This is a genomic window from Arthrobacter sp. GW460-12-1-14-TSB2, assembly GCF_059423525.1.
In genome coordinates, this window is record NZ_JBWKYC010000019.1 from 82,007 (window position 1) to 101,395 (window position 19,389).

At 62.4% G+C, this 19,389-nt stretch carries 12 protein-coding genes and 1 pseudogene; 7 read left to right on the forward strand and 6 right to left on the reverse strand.

Annotation, left to right across the window (positions count from 1 at the left end; genetic code table 11):
- From AC07YR_RS19190 to AC07YR_RS19210, 5 genes and pseudogenes are all read left to right on the forward strand, one after another.
- Positions 1 to 1,335, forward strand: coding sequence for an amidohydrolase family protein (locus tag AC07YR_RS19190; RefSeq protein ID WP_494734908.1), 1,335 nt, complete (start codon positions 1 to 3; stop codon positions 1,333 to 1,335).
- Entirely contained in the window at positions 1,332 to 2,096 is a 765-nt protein-coding gene (locus AC07YR_RS19195; protein ID WP_494734909.1) for an ABC transporter ATP-binding protein, read from the forward strand. The genes AC07YR_RS19190 and AC07YR_RS19195 overlap by 4 nt, the downstream gene beginning before the upstream one ends.
- Positions 2,093 to 2,920, forward strand: coding sequence for an ABC transporter permease (locus tag AC07YR_RS19200; protein ID WP_494734910.1), 828 nt, complete (start codon positions 2,093 to 2,095; stop codon positions 2,918 to 2,920). The genes AC07YR_RS19195 and AC07YR_RS19200 overlap by 4 nt, the downstream gene beginning before the upstream one ends.
- 142 nt (positions 2,921 to 3,062) lie before the next feature.
- A pseudogene (locus AC07YR_RS19205) lies at positions 3,063 to 3,571 on the forward strand (ATP-binding cassette domain-containing protein); the annotation flags it as partial.
- Between the two features lie 316 nt (positions 3,572 to 3,887).
- Positions 3,888 to 5,816 (forward strand): CHAT domain-containing protein, encoded by a 1,929-nt coding sequence (locus AC07YR_RS19210; RefSeq protein ID WP_494734911.1) that lies wholly within the window; start codon positions 3,888 to 3,890, stop codon positions 5,814 to 5,816.
- A 287-nt stretch (positions 5,817 to 6,103) separates the two neighbouring features.
- Here the strand turns inward: AC07YR_RS19210 and AC07YR_RS19215 are convergent, their stop codons facing one another.
- From AC07YR_RS19215 to AC07YR_RS19225, 3 genes are read right to left on the reverse strand one after another with little or no spacing between them, the layout of a single operon-like run.
- Complete coding sequence (locus AC07YR_RS19215; RefSeq protein WP_494734912.1) at positions 6,104 to 8,029, reverse strand: DUF3732 domain-containing protein; 1,926 nt, start codon at positions 8,027 to 8,029, stop codon at positions 6,104 to 6,106.
- A 3-nt stretch (positions 8,030 to 8,032) separates the two neighbouring features.
- Positions 8,033 to 8,509: a three component ABC system middle component gene (locus AC07YR_RS19220; RefSeq protein ID WP_494734913.1), complete on the reverse strand. Its 477-nt coding sequence runs from the start codon at positions 8,507 to 8,509 to the stop codon at positions 8,033 to 8,035.
- Between the two features lie 3 nt (positions 8,510 to 8,512).
- Positions 8,513 to 9,706: an ABC-three component system protein gene (locus tag AC07YR_RS19225; protein WP_494734914.1), complete on the reverse strand. Its 1,194-nt coding sequence runs from the start codon at positions 9,704 to 9,706 to the stop codon at positions 8,513 to 8,515.
- Between the two features lie 597 nt (positions 9,707 to 10,303).
- Here AC07YR_RS19225 and metH point away from each other — a divergent pair.
- Both metH and AC07YR_RS19235 read left to right on the forward strand, forming a co-directional pair.
- Positions 10,304 to 13,954, forward strand: a complete 3,651-nt coding sequence (gene metH / locus AC07YR_RS19230) for a methionine synthase (RefSeq protein WP_494734915.1) — start codon at positions 10,304 to 10,306, stop codon at positions 13,952 to 13,954.
- Positions 13,955 to 14,002: 48 nt separating this feature from the next.
- The gene (locus AC07YR_RS19235) at positions 14,003 to 14,155 is read left to right on the forward strand and encodes an LPXTG cell wall anchor domain-containing protein (protein ID WP_028269736.1); all 153 of its coding nucleotides are present in this window, start codon (positions 14,003 to 14,005) and stop codon (positions 14,153 to 14,155) included.
- Here the strand turns inward: AC07YR_RS19235 and AC07YR_RS19240 are convergent.
- From AC07YR_RS19240 to AC07YR_RS19250, 3 genes are all read right to left on the reverse strand, one after another.
- The gene (locus AC07YR_RS19240; protein WP_494734916.1) at positions 14,145 to 17,000 is read right to left on the reverse strand and encodes an ATP-binding cassette domain-containing protein; all 2,856 of its coding nucleotides are present in this window, start codon (positions 16,998 to 17,000) and stop codon (positions 14,145 to 14,147) included. The genes AC07YR_RS19235 and AC07YR_RS19240 overlap by 11 nt on opposite strands.
- Entirely contained in the window at positions 16,997 to 17,554 is a 558-nt protein-coding gene (locus AC07YR_RS19245; protein WP_436058792.1) for a hypothetical protein, read from the reverse strand. The genes AC07YR_RS19240 and AC07YR_RS19245 overlap by 4 nt, the downstream gene beginning before the upstream one ends.
- 151 nt (positions 17,555 to 17,705) lie before the next feature.
- Positions 17,706 to 19,292: an APC family permease gene (locus AC07YR_RS19250; protein ID WP_494734917.1), complete on the reverse strand. Its 1,587-nt coding sequence runs from the start codon at positions 19,290 to 19,292 to the stop codon at positions 17,706 to 17,708.
- Positions 19,293 to 19,389: the final 97 nt, after the last annotated feature.

Sequence of the window (19,389 nt, forward strand, 5' to 3'; positions counted from 1 at the left end):
ATGGCCAACCTCACCTACACCGCCGGAGTCCCGGCATTCGACCACCATTCACACGCAGCCTACGTGCGCCCGGGCCAGGACATCCACGGCGTGGACGGTTATGAACGTGAATACGCGATGGGGCACGTGGAAGCTAACATGCCCCACGACGAGTATGTCGCCTACACAGCCGCCACCGTGGCCCACGATCATGAAACGGTGTCCCGGATCGCGGAGAAGTTCCGCATCGAAGAATTGATCCAGGAGAGCGTCCGCTTCCAATCGACAACTGTGCACGCCTCGTCGCTGGCTGAGGGATCCCAGGTACTCTACGGCAGCCGGACCCGAGATGAATTGGCCAGGATCAGCAAGAGCCGGCGGGAGGATGACTTCTTGGGACTCTATGATCAGGCGCTTCACGAGTCTGATACCGTCGCGGTACTGACGGACATCCCCTCGATCGATCACACTGTGTGGCCACACAGCCGCTACAAGGGAATCGCAAGAATTGACCCTTACTTCTTCCCGTTTGGCCACCCGGCGTACACGGAGCGCGGCGCAGACACCCCGCGTTTCCAGCGGATCTTCTCGGCGGTTCTCAACGATCAGCTCCGCCTGGGCGGCCTCACAGAGGTCCCCAAAACCCTAGACGACTACCTGACCTTTGTCCGGGACTCGCTAGCCCGGCGGCGGCAGGAAGGTTTCGTGGGAGTCAAGATCGCGTCAGCCTACGTGCGGACGCTCAGCTTTGAACCTGTCACGCTGGCCGACGCGCGGCTTGCATACGGCTCCTTGGCCGAGACGACCGGTCACCCGGATCCCCGGCCGCACAAGATCCTGGCGGACTTCATGGCCTACGAAGTGGCTGCCCATGCGTCTTCCCTCGGGATGCCCCTGCAGATCCACACCGGCATGGGTCATTCAGAACCCGGACTGAAACTGGCCAATGCCAACCCGCTGAATCTTGAACGGTTCCTGGACGCTCCCCGGCTTAACCAGCTGCGTGTGATCCTGATCCACGGCGGCTACCCGTACTCGTCAATTCTTGCAGCGCTCTCACAGGCCCGTGGGAATGTCTTCGTGGACTTCTCCTGGATGCCCTACCTGCAGCAGCACTCCTTGCACCGCATGCTGCAGGAATGGCTGGAAGTCCTTCCGGCCAACAAGGTCATGTTCGGGACAGACACCGGCTCCCCCGAACTGCATGTCGCGGCAACCCGCCGTGCCCGTGTCGCCCTTGACGCTGCCCTGACAAGCGGGACCCGTACCGGCCTATGGAGCGTGCGCCAGGCAGGTTGGCTCGCGGAACGGGTGATGCACCAGAATCTGTGCGATGTGTACGGGATCACGCTATGAGCCAGACACTTATCGATATTTCGGGGTTAAACAAGGTATTCCCCACGAAGACGGGAGACGTCCATGCGCTCTCTGACGTCAACCTCACTATTGGCCAAGGCGAGTTCGTCTCCCTCCTGGGTCCGAGCGGGTGCGGCAAGACTACTCTCCTGAAGATCCTCGCAGGCCTGGAGGACCATACTTCGGGGGAAGCCTCGATCTCCGGCGCGCCCATCACGAAGCCTCGGGGCGACGTGGGCGTCGTCTTCCAAAGACCGACGCTGCTGCCCTGGCGGAATATCGAAGATAATGTCCTGCTTCCCATTGAGCTCCACCGGAAGGTGACCGCAACGGACCGGAGTGCCGTCACCGCACTCCTCGCGAAGGTAGGCCTTGAGGACTTCAGCCGGAAGCACCCGGAAGAACTGTCGGGCGGGATGCAGCAGCGGGCCGCAATCTGCCGGGCACTTGTCCACAACCCTGACGTTCTCCTGATGGATGAACCGTTCGGCGCCCTCGACGCCATGACACGGGACACGCTGAACGTGGAAGTCAACCGGATCTGGCGTGAGACGGCAAAGACCGTTGTTCTGATCACCCACAGCATCCCGGAAGCCGTGTTCCTGTCCGAAAGGGTGATTGTAATGGGACCCCGACCCGGCCGGATCATCGACATCATCGACATTCCTTTCGGCAAGGAAAGAACCCTGGACCTGCTGGGGACCCCCGAGTTCGCCCGCATCAGTTCTGGTATCCGCAAATACTTCGAGGTGACACCATGAGCCAGACCACCGAACGGGTTCAGGCGGTGAAGGTGCCCACCGGGGCCCGGAAGCCAAAATCCGATCCTCGCGTAGCCCGGAACATCGGAGCCGGCCTGCTCCTGCTGGTGCTGCTTGCCGCGTGGCAATTTCTGCCGGGCCTACTGAAGACGCCAAGCTTCGTCATCCCGCCGTTGACGGATGTGATCAAGGCCCTGACCGATCCTGTGTCGTTCCCGCTGTACCTGAGCAACGCCGGCACCACACTCAGCGAGGTACTCACAGGGCTCGGCATCGGCATAGCCATCGGCCTTGTGGGCGCTGTGGTCCTCGCCCAATTCCCCTCGGCGTACGCTGTTGTCTTTCCTTACATCGTTGCCATCGAATCCATTCCTAAGGTGGCGCTGGCACCGCTCTTCGTCATATGGTTCGGCTTCGGGATGCCGTCCAAGGTCGTCGTCGTGGTTCTGCTGGCATTCTTCCCCGTGCTGGTCAACACCATCCACGGCATCCGCGGAGTCGACAAGGACCAGATCGGCCTCTTCGAAGCCAACGGCGCCTCCCGCGCACAGATCAGGGTCAAACTGCTCATTCCGGCAGCTCTTCCCAGCATCTTCAGCGGGCTTGAATTGGCGGTGGCCAACGCCATGATCGGCGCCATCGTTGCAGAGTTCGTGGGGGCCCAGCATGGCCTCGGAGTGATGATCCTCCAGGCGCAGGCGAGGCTGGAAACCGCGGCCGTCTTTGCACTGCTGATCATTCTGTCCGCCCTGGGCATTGCACTCAACCTGATCGTCCGTGTTGCCCGCCGCAAGATCATCTTCTGGTCGCCGGAAAGCAAGTAGTTCCTGTTGCGCGCACTGTTGCCGGTGGTGCCATGGCCCCACCGGCAACAGGCATGCGCGCGCGTGCGTCCCTTCAGCCCACCTCTGATCTCGCCAGGGGCTGATGCGAAATTCAAATCACACGGGCCAGAATTGCCTGGATCGGCGCGAGCTGCCCTCGCGGATGGGGATGGTGCTGCAGGATACGTGGCTGTTCGGCGGATGGATCCGGGACACCATTGCGTATGGGCGGCCTGACGCTACGGAGGCTGAGATTCTGGAGGCGGCGACAGCGACGTATGTGGACCGGTTCGTGCACTCGCTGCCGGAGGGATACGAACCGTGCTGGAGGACGAGGGCGGGAACGTTTCGGCCGGTGAGAAGCAGTTGCTGACGATTGCCCGGGCGTTCCTGGCGCGACCGTCTGTGCTGAATTTTGGGCGAGGCGAGGAGCTCGGTGAACACGCGCGCACTGGTGCTGGTGCAGAAGGCGATGAGCACTTTGCATTGATCGCGCACCGCCTGTCCACGATCCGCGACGCCGACCTCATCCGGGTGATGGAGGCCGGCCAGATCGTGGAGCGGGGGACGCATAGGGAGTTGTTGGCGGCAGGCGGGGCTTATGCGCGGCTATATGAGGCGCAGTTCGCGGCTCCTGTGGCGGAGGTTTGATTGGCTCAAAATTGGCTCGCCAAGACGGCATGGCTACTGCGGCCGAACTTGATAATGGTCGCAATCGGCGGTTTGCCATCGCATTCAAGCGATATGTGCCCGTGAAGAATGTTGCTGATCTTTGAACGGGTAGAGAGGATCACCCGTCTTGGACGGCAGCGCAGCATGGCCGAATCCGCGGGCAGTTGATTCGTGCCGCTGATCATTTGCCCATTGGCGACGAGACCAAGTCCCCGCGCGAACCTCCGAGCTCGGAGTTTGAAACGATACGCTTTCTGGAAGACACTCCCCTCGCGCTCTGGAAGGAACAAAGCCCTTGGAGCTGGAACCACTGGAAGATTCTGAGCTGCGCAGGCATCTTGAGGTTTTCGAAAGCGATTTACACGCCGACTGGTCGCCGCTTCCCGGGCAAGGCGATCCAGGACAACGCCAGGAACGGATCGTGGCGGCGATAAACCGAGCCAACACTCGGGCAGCCACCTGGGCAGGGCGGTGGACGCCGGCGCAGGAATCCGAGCACATACACCGAGTCGTTGAAGGACTCGGCGTAATGGCAACTAACCTGAGCCTGGTCGCAACCATGTATGCATGGAGTGAACAGGGGATGACCATAGAAGTACGGGAGCATCTTCAGAAGGACCTAGAAAATGTCTTATCTGTGGTTGGAAGATACGCAGCTCGGACAGCAATCCTCACGCTCGAAGCACGGACCGCAGCCGAGGCAGACGACATCTATGCCAACTTGCTCAGTATCCGAGTTGAACATTATGGCATTCAGTCGATTCTTTGGGCCAAGGATTTCACTCCGATGCCGTCTTCCATCGGGGCGGACTGCGTAGACGAGCTCACCGCCCGCGCGGATGAATTAATTTTGGAGGTGGATAAAGCATTTAATCAGTTCATCATTAAGGCGACACCAGCATGGCTGAAAGCGAAGATCAAGTCCGTACTCAGCCTCGCCGATGTTGTGACTGATTATAGCTATAACGAATTAGCCGCGTCCGCACAAGACGACCCGCGCGTTAGCTTAGAGATATCTAAATTGGCCCTCGATGAAGCGGATTCGTTGGAAGACCTTGTTGGGCTGATGAGTTTGATGAACACTAACTTTCTGTCCTTGTCTAAAGATTCTCTCTGGGGGGAAGAGCATCGCCGCGCTTTAGCTTCTACTCAGTTGAAGCTTTATAGCGCCATTTTAAAGTCAGCTAGGACCGGAGTCGAAGGACGCTTGGCTGCGGTCAGTTGGCTGAATGCCCTCCGCGAATGGAGTGTTGGTAATGATTGCTACAGTCCGCAAATTCAGAATAATAGCTGTTCGATCATACATTTAGTCTGCACTGATGATCGAATAGCGCGGATATTTGTGGTTGGTTCGTCTGTGGAATTTTCGGAGATGTCTCTCGTGGATGGTTTCTGGGAGAGAGTCTTTACAATCCACAATAGCTTTGACAAGACTGGCACTACGGTCGTGTCCAAGTCCGATCGAGCTTTCCTTGCAGAGGCGCTCGACGGACTTCTGAGTCTCCCTGTCGGACCCAAATGCAAGCTAGTTGTTCATGGGCGAACCGCCCTCGTTCCGTGGTTCTCGCTTCGCCCGAAGGCAGGTGCCCCTTTGGCAAGCCTCGCAACCCTGGCGCCTCCCTCTCCAACTGTTGTTCACAAGCGCAAGGCTGCGGACCCACGCAAGTTCCTGGCCATCGTCGATGATTCATTTGGCCAAGATTGCGCTAGCGCCCTGAATGCCTGGAATGTCTATACGGGTGCCCGCGGCGAGGTGGTTCGGTTGGACACGCGGAAATCATCCCCATTGAGTTCAACTGAGATTCTATGCAAGATAAAGGAGGCCGATGAAGTGCTGTTCTTCGGTCACGGTCAGGCTGAGATGACCGACTACCGTAGCTCTAGATTAAAGATAGGGCTGAATGAGTGGATTTCTCCCAATGACATCGCATCATTTGATCTCTCCGGAGTCCGCCGACTGTTGCTCATTGCGTGTCAGAGCGGTCGAGTAAACTCCGGGATGCCGGTTTCATCAATGGGGGAAGCCTTCTCTGCCCGCGGTGCTTCTGCCGTTATTTCGACTCTTTGGAGCATTTCATCTGCTGTAGCTTCCCAATTTCTTAAGGTATACCTTAAGAAATTGAAAAGATCTGATGATATGCAGAGCTCGTGGGCGGCAACTATTGAAAAGGATCTGAGCCGGTTCGGCTATTTTATTTTGAGTTCGAGACTTCCTCTGGCCTAACTTTGGAGGTCGCGAGACGCTGGAGCAGGGAACTCGCGCAAAGCGACGGTCCGTGCGGAAATTCATCCGGACAATGAAGCTCGCCGTTCGCGTCTCCAGCATCGGAGGAATAGATCCGAGTGACGAGATTATTGCATCGCAGTGTCTTATTCCGCGAGATCGACCTGGGGCGGCGGCCTTGCGCGCATCTCAAGGCCGTCTGAAATCCGCGGGTTACCCAGACCGCCATCGGGAAGCCATCTTGAACGCGATGGCACGACTGCATCTGGTGCCGCCTAATTGTCTTTCTACGGCCTCTCGATCCAATCTGAAGGAATCAAAGCAACGCCGTCCCTCCAATTGTCCTGCACGGCGTCCGAGAACCATTGGTCGGCGAGGTTGGCGTGATCGCACACAATGATTTGGAACTGGGGTGAAAGGCTGGCAACAAAGTCCAGCATCAGTTTGAACATCCGCTTGACTGCCTCGACGTCCTTATCTTCGCCAGGGACCCCCCTCTCCTGCTCCAGTTCGGACGGGTAATAGGCTTGGGTAGGCTGATCGAGCATAAGGAATCTTGGAACCGGACGGGCGTTTTCCACGAAATACTTATGAAGGGCGAGATGGCTGATGAGATGGAGGCCAATCCAGTTCTCCGCGCTTCCTATGCGCCAAAGGGGAACGGGACCCTCTGCCGTCTCGACAATAACGGTGAGCTTGTTGGCATCCAATCGAACATCAGAACCGTGCTCCAGGTCGAGATGCTTAGCTAGCTCGCTCATGTGGTGAGCAATTCTGGCAAGAGCGGAGTCGAGCCGAATAGTCTCCTCCGCCGAGTCCAGGGCGCGATCTAGGGATTCGACCGCTGTCTCAGCAGAGCGATATTCGCGCCGGAGACGCTCCATTTCAGACGTATCTACTCCTCGAAGCGATGAAAGTATGGCGCTGATTCGCCCTCTAACGAAATCCTGTTGGCCGGTCGTTCCCCTTTCTTGGACAGCTCTCGTACCCTCGGCCAAATGCTCTTCCGCCTCATCCAGAGCTACTAGTCTGGCACGAAGGGATCCAGCCAATTCATCAAGGTCTTCGATTGCCTTGGATCGTCGTGGCGTCCCGCCAACCGCGCCTTCGAGTTGCATTTCCAGCTGAGAGAGCGAGCTCCGTAAGTCGTCCACCGAAGCATCCGGTTCGGTCATGTGGCTTCCACACAGCGGACAAGAGTCGGCGGCGGTCAGAGGGTCGCCAATTAGGTGGATGCTGCGCAGACGGGCGACTTGGGTCCCGACAGCACGTCGGTAGTCACCTTCGTCCTCCGTGACTTCTAACAGCAACTGCCTTTCCGCCTTGATTGCCTTCAGGTTGTCAAGCAGGTCATCGGACTCCCTTCGGAGGACTGAACCCCCGTCGTCCACATAAGTTACGGATGCCGTTCTCCCGTGCAAGGTAGATTCCAGTGCCAAGCGAGCACTGGCAGCGTCACCATCAGCCGCACGGTCCACCAACCCCACCGCCTGCGCTTCGGAGAAGACGGAAGCTAGCTGGTCGGTCACGGTCGCCTGCGTTTGCTCAGCAACTTTCAACTGTGCGGTGAGCCGGGCTAGGAAGCGTTTAGCCTCGCGGAGTTGCGCTCTCAGGATGGCTTGGTCTGGCGGGACGGCGCCAAGGAAATACGGGAGCGTGTCCTTGATGCCTTGGGCAATGTTCTGGTCACTTTGACGATGAAAGAGGTGAGCGCGGTCAGCAATTTCGTTCTGTCCCTGTAGGCAAAGTAGAACTCCGTGGCCTAGGTTCGCTGCAAATGACATCCGAAGAGAGCCCAATGGCGGTTCAACTAAATTGTCATCGATTCCGATGCGCCTGCCCAGTTCCTGCCGCAACGCTTTGGTGTCCGTATTGACTCTGAGTCGTGAGTGACCCAACAGATCTACGCTCGCCCCGATTTCCAGCATTGCCATTTGCGTTGAAGCCCTGCCCGGTGCAGCGGCGGGCCTGGCGACGAATGCTTTCGTCCCATCTGGCATAAGGAGAAGTGCGGCATACCAAGAAACAGAGGAAGTGATGACACCCGCTGACATCATGACGGTGTCTCGTCCCATGCAGTACTCAACGATATCCAGGAGTGCGCTTTTCCCTGTCCTTGATGCGCCGGTCAAGATGTTTAGCTTGCCTGGAGAGAACTGCACGTCACGGCGCCTGCCATCGAGGCTGTACACGGAAATACACAAAATCTGCATGGACTAGACCTTCATCCCAAGAAGCGAGTAGACAGTTGACACTCCTTGCACCTTAGCAAGCCAACGTCCGGCGAGTTCCGCCTTCTTCAAAAGGACCTGCAGCTCCCCGGACATTTCTCTAGGGTCAATCTTGGGGGCAACGATTCCTGATGATTCTATGGATAGGTGCCGGTGTCGCAGGCCAAATCGAAGGCCCTCCAATACGCGGTCCCTGAGGGATTCGGTTCTATATGAAAACCCAGCCGAGATTCTTGGATTGTTGAGCAACCATGTGGACAAGTGAGTGCGAGTCGAGGTCGGCAACGCGTCCCGCGTCGGGCTGTGGAGCACCATCGTGACTACAACGAAGGCTAGAGTCCATGGCATCGGCTCGCGCCGCTGCGAGTAGTAGGCATTGGCGCTTTGTCCGATGATGACCGCGATCAAGGCAGGATTCAGCATCGTCTTAGCTGCAGCCGACCTCTTGCCCCAGGTCTTCAAGATCTACCCCGCGTCCGTAGGCTGAATCTTCAACACGTCCGCTAGAAGTGCTTCAAAGTCGACGTGCCAGCCCATTCTGCCAGTATCGGCTAGTTCATGACGTTTTCCTCTTGCGAAGAAGGGCTCGTCATGGCGTGGTCTGACTGCGATGTCCGAATCCAACAGCTTTCTGTATAAGTCGAGTCCTACCCTGGCTTTTGTTGCCGCATCAGGGCTATTTCCGAGCTCCAGGGACATGAATTCGAATTCTCGTTCCCATTCGTCTATCAGTTTTTCCTCAAATTCTTCTAATTCATCTAGCTGGATTAGGTCATCGTCAGCCCATCGGGTCGAATGGACGTATGCCCGATAGTAATCGCCTACGGCTCGGGCAAGATTTCTCGGTGGGCACTGAACAAGCTCGAGTTGGCGGTAGAAAATATGCTTTCGGTGCTCTCGTTGGAGTTCGCCGAGATCGAGGTGTGAGATTTCAACAAGTGTAGGTAGGCTACCCAGCGCGAAGTTGTCTCTGAGCTCGCTTATCTTCCGTCTGACGTCGCGGACTGCGATTCCTTCAATGAGGCCGCGGAGCATTTTGACTGCCTGCTGATCCCACCATCCCCACAGCAGTTCCATGAACATGTCTGCGTGACCGTCGGGCAGGGCCCATAGAAGTTCTCGCCTGACTTGTCCGTCAACCTCTTCCAGCAGGGGTGACCCATCCACAATCGTAATTCTTGAGATAAAGCGGCCCTGAGCAGTATCCGGGAGGGCGAGAAAAGCGCGCCGGCCATTTTCGGTACTAGCTGCTGAGGAGTTCCTGGCGGTCTTGTTGAGTAGTTCAAGAGCCAGTCCCACATCTCGGTGTTGCTCTGTGAGCGCACTCGCAATTGAACCTGAGGGTGCCGTGCTGGTTGTGATGAGGTATAGCTGGGGTCCATCTGCGTGGGTGGCCATCCCGGAGTCGAGCCACGCCTTAATTGTCTTCCATAAATCCTCCGAAGAATCTGTGAGGTTTGGGCTCGACCGGCTGTGGTGCTTGGTCTGCAGGAGCTCAGTGGGAGTACCGGCTTCGTCCCATGCAATGTCGTCGTAAAGTTCCAGCGTAATTCTGGCGTCCGGGCGGTTTTGACCGACCTTAAGCATTAGGAACAAACTGAGCCAGGTCTGGTACTGGTATCCAGCCGCGCTGGCCGCCGCGCTATGAGAAGTAGTCATGGGTCGCTCCCCTCCCGCTGACTTCCCAGCGATCATCTCCCCGGCTCAGGCATCGAGCCAGGATTTCATCCTAGATCCTTGTCGCTTCGATCGAGGCAGACGAGCGAGGTGTCACCTATCTATTCAACCGCGTTACCGTCGATTGTTTTTGAGGCCGCCGACGGCAATTTGTGCGGGGTTTGAAAGCAGGGGCGTGTGGTGCTGTCGAGCGGTGCGAGCTTCCGCCGAAACATCGTTGAAAGCGCGCGGTTACAACGAACTACATGCCCGTCAACGATGAGTCCATGTTCCGTCTTATTGGAGCGCGAACATCCCTTAGCCGTTTCAACATCGAGCCGCCACGGGATCGGCGTCCAGCGTTACATACGTTCAGCGCGACTCAAGCAGACGGCGGAGGTTCGGCACTCGCCGTCGTCCGCTCCGTCTTTGCAACTCAGCAGCTGCCGCTGGAGCTGACTAACTTCTGTTACTGCATCCCATGCGCCCAGGTAGGGAAACGCGGCGCCCGATACGGACGTCTAGGCAGAAGCGGAAACCCCCGCCGTAGTACACGGACACACAGCGCAACGTTCCGGCCCCCGGACGTAACCTGTTTAGATGCCTCGTTTTGCGCTTGATATTGAGTCCGTACCCCGTCCCGTCCGCGCTCAGGCGCTGCTGGATGCGGTGAACCACCGGGTCGTCATCGCCGACGGCGCGATGGGCACCATGCTGCAGGGCCGGGAACTGTCCCTTGAAAAGGACTTCCTGGGGCTCGAAGGCTGCAACGAGATCCTCAACGACACCCGCCCGGACGTCCTCGCGGACATCCACGACGCGTACTTCGCCACGGGCATCGACGCCGTCGAAACCAACACCTTCGGCGCCAACTGGTCCAACCTCTCCGACTACGGCATCGACGACCGCATCGAAGAGCTCGCCCGGAAGGGCGCAGCGATCGCCCGCGAGCGCGCCGAAGCGGCTGAACAAACAGACGGTCGGATGCGCTGGGTCCTCGGCTCCATGGGACCGGGCACCAAGCTCCCCAGCCTCGGCCACACCAGCTACGACTACCTCAAGCAGACCTTCGCCCTGCAGGCCGAGGGCCTCATCGACGGCGGCGCGGACGCCTTCCTCATCGAAACCAGCCAGGATCTCCTGCAGACCAAAGCCGCCGTCAACGGCTGCAAGCAGGCCATCGTGACCCGCGGCATCCGGCTCCCCATCTTCGTCGAGGTGACCGTCGAAACCACCGGGACCATGCTGATGGGATCCGAAATCGGCGCGGCCCTCACCGCGCTCGAGCCGCTCGGCGTCGACGCCATCGGCCTGAACTGCGCCACCGGCCCGGACGAGATGAGCGAGCACCTCCGCCACCTCTCCAAGCAGTCCTCCGTCGCGATCGCCTGCATGCCCAACGCTGGCCTCCCTGTCCTGGGCCCCAACGGCGCACACTATCCGCTGTCACCCAGCGAACTCGCCACCGCGCACGAGCAGTTCGTACGGGAATTCGGCCTGGGCCTCGTAGGCGGATGTTGCGGTACGACGCCGGAGCACATGGCCGCCGTCGTCGAACGGCTTGCGCCCTTCCGCACTACCGACGCCGTCGCCGGCGGCGGGAGGGGCGCCGACGGCGCCCGCGTTCCCACCGAACGGGAAGCGGGCATCGCCTCCCTCTACCACCATGTGCCGTTCGACCAGGAGTCCTCCTACCTCGCGATTGGTGAGCGCACCAATGCGAACGGTTCAAAGGCATTCCGCCAGGCGATGCTGGAAGAGCGTTGGGATGACTGCGTCGATATCGCCCGCGAGCAGGTCCGTGTCGGCGCGCACCTGCTCGACGTCTGCATCGACTACGTGGGGCGCGACGGCGTGGCCGACATCAAGGAGATCGTCTCGCGTTTCGCGTCGGCCTCAACCCTCCCGCTCGTCATCGACTCCACCGAACCGCCCGTGCTGCAGGCCGGCCTCGAACACATCGGCGGGCGCCCGGTAATCAACTCCGTCAACTACGAGGACGGCGACGGCCCGGACAGCCGCTTCGCGCGCATCATGCCGCTCGTGAAGGAACACGGTACCGCCGTGATCGCCCTGACCATCGACGAGCACGGCCAGGCACGCACCACCGACGGCAAAGTGGCCATCGCCTCCCGCCTCATTGACTCCCTGGTAGGCGAATGGGGCATGCGCGTCGAAGACATCATCGTCGACGCCCTGACCTTCCCCATCGCCACCGGCCAGGAAGAGACCCGCCGCGACGGCATCGAAACCATCGAGGCCATCCGCCAGATCACCGCGAAATACCCCGGCATCCACACCACCCTCGGCGTCTCGAACGTCTCCTTCGGCCTGAACCCGGCAGCGCGCATCGTCCTGAACTCCGTGTTCCTGCACGAGGCCGTGCAGGCGGGCCTCTCCAGCGGCATCATCGACGCCGCCAAGATCGTGCCGCTCGCCTCACTGCCGGAGGAACAGCGCAAGGTGGCCCTGGACCTCGTCTGGGACCGCCGCGAATACGACGACGACGGCAACATCACCTACGACCCCCTGAACAGCATGCTTGACATGTTTGCCGGCGTCGACACGGCAGCCCTGAAGGACCAGCGCGCCGCGGAACTCGCCGCACTGCCCACCGGCGAACGCCTGCAGCGGCGCATCATCGACGGGGAAGGCAAGGGCCTCGAAGAGGATCTCGACCTGGCGCGCGCCGAGGGAATGACCCCGCTGGCCATCATCAACGACCAGCTGCTCGAGGGCATGAAGGTGGTGGGTGAGCGCTTCGGCGCCGGCGAGATGCAGCTGCCGTTCGTGCTGCAGTCCGCCGAGGTCATGAAGAACGCGGTGGCCCTGCTCGAACCGCACATGGAGAAGTCGGACGCGTCGGGCAAGGGCACCATGGTGATCGCCACCGTGCGCGGCGATGTGCACGACATCGGCAAGAACCTGGTGGACATCATCCTCACCAACAACGGCTACAAAGTGATCAACATCGGCATCAAGCAGCCGATCGCCGACATCATCGCCGCGGCCGAGGAACACGACGCCGACGTGATCGGCATGTCCGGGCTCCTGGTGAAGTCCACCGTGGTGATGAAGGAGAACCTCGCGGAACTGCAGTCCCGGGGGCTCGCGAAGAAGTGGCCCATCATCCTCGGCGGCGCAGCCCTGACCCGCGCCTACGTGGAACAGGACCTGGCGGAGCAGTTTGAAGGAACCGTCAGGTACGCCAAGGACGCCTTTGAGGGCCTGTCACTCATGGAACCGCTGGTGCAGGTGGCCCGCGGCGCCGACCCCGACGCCGTCGGCCTTCCGCCGCTGAAGAAGCGGATCCATAAGGGAGGCCCGAAGTTCACGGTGACCGAACCGGAAGCGATGCCCGGCCGTTCCGACGTCGCCGCCGACAACCCCGTGCCTGCGCCGCCGTTCTGGGGCACGCGCATTGTGCGAGGCGTGGCACTCCACGACTACGCGGCGTTGCTCGACGAGCGAGCCACCTTCATGGGGCAGTGGGGGCTCAAGCCCGGCCGCGGCGACGACGGCGCCTCCTACGAGGAACTGGTGGAACGCGAGGGCCGGCCGCGCCTGCGGTACTGGCTGGACCGCATCCTCGCCGAGGGAATGCTGGACGCGTCGGTCGCCTACGGCTATTTCCCGGTGGTCTCCGAGGGCGAACAGGTGGTGGTGCTGCACCACGGGGAGGACCACGACGGCGTCCTCGGCACCGCGGGACTGCTCGCCCCCGACGGCGGCTCAGGCGGTCCGATCGGCACCGAGCGGCTGCGTTTCGACTTCCCGCGCCAGCGCCGCGACCGGCACCTGTGCCTGTCCGACTTCGTCCGCTCGCGCGAATCGGGGCAGGTGGACGTCCTGCCGGTGCAGCTGGTCACCGCCGGCTCGAAGATCGATGAGGTGACTTCCGAGCTGTTCAAGGGGAATCACTACCGCGACTACTACGAGCTCAACGGCCTGGTCATGCAGCTCACCGAGGCGCTCGCGGAGTTCTGGCACGCCCGCATCCGCTCCGAGCTGGGATTCGCGGCCGAGGAGCCCAAGGACAAGGCAGGGTACTTCAAGCTCGATTACCGCGGTGCACGGTTCTCGCTCGGGTACCCCGCGTGCCCTGACATGGAGGACCGCCGCAAGGTCACGGAACTGCTGCGTCCCGAGCGGATGGGCGTAATCCTGAGCGATGAGCTGATGCTGCACCCCGAACAGTCCACCGACGCCTTCGTGTTCCACCACCCGGAGGCGAAGTACTTCAAAGTCTGAGGTGGAGTCGCTGCCTGTTTCAGCAGGGATAACGCCTAAGCTTCCCCTATGGGAATTATCATCACACTGCTTATTATCTGGCTTGTCCTTTCGATCCTCGGCTTCGTGGTGAAGGGCCTGCTGTGGCTGGCATTCATCGGCCTGATCCTGTTCGTGGCCACGGCCGTGTGGGGCTGGTTCAAGCGGAAAACTAACGCCTGATCTCCTCCAGATCAGATACGACGGCGGGTAGGGCCTTGGCGGCCTGCCCGCCGTCGCTGTATACCGGCTTCACCCGCCGAAGTGCTGCGAGGATGGCCCGCCCCACCACGGCGATTCCAATGATCGTGGTGATGCCGCGCAGGGTGTCCCAGCCCGCCGTCGACGTCACCAGTGAGTAGAGCAGGAAGCTGCTGAGGTTGGTGCCCAGCGGCGCGCCCGGTATGTAGGAGATGCCGGTGCCGGCGCCCACGGCGAAGGGCCAGAACCACAGGTTGGTCAGCAGGCCGAACAGGTAGGACGCCAGGATGCCGTAGCCGCACAGCATCCACAGTTCGGCCTTGCCCCGCACACGACGGGGGAGCAGGCCTGCCCCGGCGCCCACCCACGCGCAGGCGAAGATCTGGAACGGTGTCCAGGGCCCGATGCCACCCCACAAGGCACTTGAGAGGGCGATGGTGGCGGCGCCGAGAAGCATGCCGAACCGCGCGCCGAAGGCCCGGCCGGCCAGGATCAACAGGATAAAGACCGCCTCCACGCCGCCGACGCCGGTGCTCGCCACCCGCACCGCCGAACCGACGGCGGCCAGGACGCCGAGCAACGCCACCGTATGTGCGGAGCGGACCGAGCCGTCCAGGGATACGACGACGGCGACGGCGGCGAGCGGCGCAATGGCCAGCGCCGCGTAGGGGAGGGCCGCGGCGGCATCCTCCGGCAGTGCCGCGGCCAGCAGCGGCCAGCAGAACGCGGCAAATGCCACTATGTTTGCCGCTGCGAGAACTGCCAGCTCGACACCCCGCGGCAGCCGGATGCGGCGCTGCCTTGCCGCGCCCTGGGAGTCTGCTTGTTCGATGACCCGTGGCCTCGGTCCGGCCCCCGCTGGCCGGGGAGCCGCGAGGGCCGGTTCGGTCACCACAGATGAGGGCGCGACGCCGTCACGCATCGGCAGGATCCGGGCGCCAAGGCCGTGGGCAAAGTCGTGGTCGTGCGTGGCGATCAGGACCGCCGTACCGGAGTCCGCTGCTGCCCGCAGCGCGGCCGAGACTGCCATGCGGGCCGCAGGGTCGAGTCCCCGGGTGGGCTCATCGATGAGAAGTACTGATGGCTCGTCCATGGTCTGCAACGCGATGGCAAGGATCCTGCGCTCTCCTGCCGAGAGGTCCCGGGGATGCTCATGTCCGATGGGCATCCCCACGTCTCCGCGCAAACGGGCCAGGTGCGCCGCCGCAGGCATGGGGGCAGGCTGGTCAACGCGCCGGTCCCGGTGACGACCGGTACGGGCCTGACGCGCAGCGCGCGCCCGGCGCCGCTCTGCCGCGCGGAGCTCTCCTCCCACCGTGTCCCTGGTGAAGAGGTCGTCCGAGGCGTCCGGGACTAGGGCGACGCGGCCGCCGTCCACCATGCCGCCGTCGACCGTTCCCTCACCGAGGGCGAGCGCCACCAGCAGGGACGACTTCCCGGCCCCGTTCGGCCCCACGAGGGCCACCACTTCACCGCGGTGCAGGGCCAGGGATGCCTCACGCACGAGCGTCTTGCCCTTGCGGTGCACCGCAAGATTCGTCGCCGTCAGCACCGGCGCGAGGTCAGCTGGCTCAGCCGGCGTCGGACGCGTATCGATAGGGTGCGAAGGTGCGGCTGGCGCGGCACCCGGCACCAGGGCGCCGTCGTCGATGATCCACCACGAGCCGGCAACCGGGACGAACTGCTCCGCCCGGTGCTCCGCCACGATGACGCAGACACCTTCTTCGCGGGCGAGGCCGTTGAGCACGGCGATGACGTGCCCGCGTGCTGTGGTGTCAAGGTCGGCCAGGGGTTCGTCAACCAGGAGAAGGGGCGGATGCTCCACCACCGCGGCCGCGATGGCTACGAGCGTTGCCTCACCCGCCGAGAGGGTGCTGACATTGCGGTCCAGCAGCGCCGACACCCCGATATGCTCCGCGACCTCCAGCACCCGGGCCTTGGCGGTCCCGGTTGCCATGCCGCGCAGCTCCAGGGCGAGGCCGATTTCGTCCCGGACCCGGGTGGTGGCGAAGGCTGCGCGGGGATTCTGCAGGACGACGCCGGTGACGCGGGCGGTATCGCGCGGCGGCGTGGTGGCACGGTCAATTCCGCCGACGCACACGGTGCCGTCGACCGTGCCGCCGTCAATGTGTGAGAGGAGGCCCGCAATGCCCCGCAGGAAGGTGGACTTGCCGGAGCCCGTGGGCCCCGTGATAACCGTGATGGACCCGCTGGCGGGCGCGAACCCGGGGACGCGCACCTGTGCGTCACCGATGCGGAATTGTGCGTCCCGGACGAGGACCGGTGCGACGGTACCCCCGATGGGTCGGTGTGCTGCCCGGCTCCCGAAACCGCGCAGCTCCAAGGCGGCGGCAACCCGGCCGGCATGCTCAAGGGTGCGCTCGAGCACGGGCACCAGGGCCCGGGGTCCGAAGCGTTCGCCCCGCAACCGGAACGCCAGGCGGACGGAGGCCACGGCGTCGGAAAGCGCCGGGAGCGCCGCCCACGCCACCACAAGGGTCCGGGCCAGGCCCTGCATGGGTCCGCGGCGGGCCAGGTGCACGAAGCCGCGGGCCACATCCACCCAGGCGTTGAGCAGGCCGAAAGCGAGGAACATCCCGGCAACCGGCAGGGCGGACAGGACCGCCGCCCACAGCCCCTGCGCCGTGACCGGACCGAGGAGGACCACGTGGGCGTACGGGGCAGGCAACGGCACCGCCGGCAGGTCCAGCAGCACCGGTGCACCAATGTCCGCCCCGTTGAAGAGGATGCGGTAGATGACCCGCGCCGCGATGAAGATGACGGCGAGAGCCGCCCCTGCTCGTAACGGCGCGGGTCGAAAGGTCATGCCTTGGGGGCGGCCGGTTCGCCGTCGACCGTGAAGAGCAGTTCCAGGCTCTGTCCCGGGCTTACCTGCAGGGTGGCGAGGCCTTCCTGCGCGTAGGCCCAGTCGCCGGTTGCCGGCTTGACCCAGAGGGCCCAGTAGGCGAAGGCTGCGGGCATCTTGCTGCAGTCTTCCCGGTAGGTGCCGCCCTTGTGGGTGATGTCGAGGTCTGCGGCGGGCACGCCGTTCACCCGGCACACCAGTTCCTTGGGGTACTGCGTGGTGCCCTCGGTTTTCACCTTTGCCTCGTCCAGCACCTTGGAGGCGGCAGTCGGCGAGTCCACGGGCACACAAACGGACGTGTCGGCGGCAGCCTGCTTCAGGGCACCCGAATCCACGATGACCTTCACGCCGGTGCAGGGCCCGGAGGCGGCGCTGGATGACGACGTTGCCGAGGAGGCTGGCGCGGAGGTGGTTGGCTGGGTGGCGGCCGGCGTGGAACAGGCGGCGAGGGTAAACAGGAGACCTGCGGCGGCGAGGGAGCTCGCGGCGGCGGTGCGGATCTTAGTCAAAGTCACCTGTCAAGGGTAGGACGTGCTTGTCCGGATCCGGAGGCCGTCACGTTGTGTGACGTTAGTTCTCATGCCTGCTGGCAGGCCCCTGCGTAAAGCAGAAGGGCCGACGACGGCGCTCAGGTGAGTGCCGTCGTCGACCCTTCCGGGGGCGTTACTAAGCTTCCGACGCGGCCATCTTGACTGCGAGCGCATCCTCCGGGGCTTCGTGCTGCGCAGATTCGTGCTGCGCAGCGCCCGACGACGGATGTGCTGCGACTGCCGCGGCGTGCTCGGCCAGCACCCCGGTCTGGTGGCGGATCTTCAGGCGGTAGAGCAGGGTCCCGCCAATGATCACGGCGCCCACGAAGATCACGCCGCCCCACTGCAGGTACCACTCGAACGGCGGCACCGAGTTGTAGATCTCCGGCCGGGGCCAGACCAGATTCAGTGTCATGGCACCGCCCCACAGGACCGCGAGGATGTTCACCGGCAGACCCCATTTGCCAAGGCTGAACCCGGCTTCGGACTGCTGATCCCGCAGTGGCCACTTCTTCAGCAGCCGGTGGCGCAGCAACGGAACAGTGACCAGAAGGTAGGACAGATAGATCAGGACGATGCTGATGCTGGACATGATGGTGAAGATGGCCGGCTGCATCACGTTGACCAGCAGCGGAATGACGGCAATGACGCCGATCACGATCGCCGCGATCTTGGGGGTCCTGCGGACCGGATCCACCTTGCTGAGCTGCCGGCTGAACGGCAGGTTGTTGTCCCGTGCCATGGCGAACATCATGCGGATGGCGGCGGCGTGGACAGCCAGGGTGCAGACCACCACGGCCACCACGATGCATGCCAGGAAGGCCTTGCCGAAAGGTCCGCCCAGGACGGAGAGCACAATGTACTGCAGCCCGCCGTCGGCAGCTCCCACCTTGGGATCGGCCAGGTCCGGTGCGGCCAGGATGCCAAACAGCAGGATCAGGCCGCCCAGCAGGAACGAGGCCGTGACGGCGCGCAGGATGGCCTTGGGGGCCGTGCGCTTGGGGTCCTTCGTTTCCTCCCCGAGCGAGCTGGCGGTATCGAAGCCGTACATGACGTAGCCCGAAGCCATGGCGCCGATGAGGAAGACGCCGAAGAAGCCGAGGTCGTGCCCTTCGCCGAAGCCGGCGGTGTCGAAGAAGACCTCGGGCCCCCGCACCACGTGCCAGCCCAGCGCGAGGATCAGCAGCACGGCCGCGGTCAGCTCCACGAAGACTCCGATGCTGTTGATCCTGGTCATCAGCTTCACACCGAAGGCGTTGATGAGGGTGGAGATGGTGATCATGATGGTGGCCAGCACCACGCCGTTCATGGCGAAGTCGTAGGGCCCGGTGCCGTCACCGACGAACTGGAAACCGGACCAGAGCTGGGGCAGGGTGAGCTGCAGGGCCAGTGCCACGGAGCCCAGCGCCACGATGGAGGAGAGCAGGAGCAGCCAGCCCGCCAGCCAGGACGAGGTCCCCGATGAGAGCCGCTTGGCCCAGTTGTAGACCGATCCGGCCACGGGGTAGCGGCCGGCCAGCTCGGCAAAGCACAGCGCCACCATCAGTTGGCCGACGAACACGATGGGCCAGGACCAGGCGTACGCCGGGCCGGCCATGGAAAAACCAAAGTAGAACAGTTGGAAGACGCCGGTCAGGATGGAGATGTAGCTGACGCCTGCGGCGAAGCTGGCAAACTTGCCGATGCTCCGGTCCAGGGTCTGGGTGTAGCCAAATTCATCCATGCCGCTTGAATCAATACTCTTGCTGGGTTCCAATGTGTGAACTCCTAAGTCAGAAAAGTACGACGATGCACCCCGCGGCCACAAGGGGCGCGGGTGA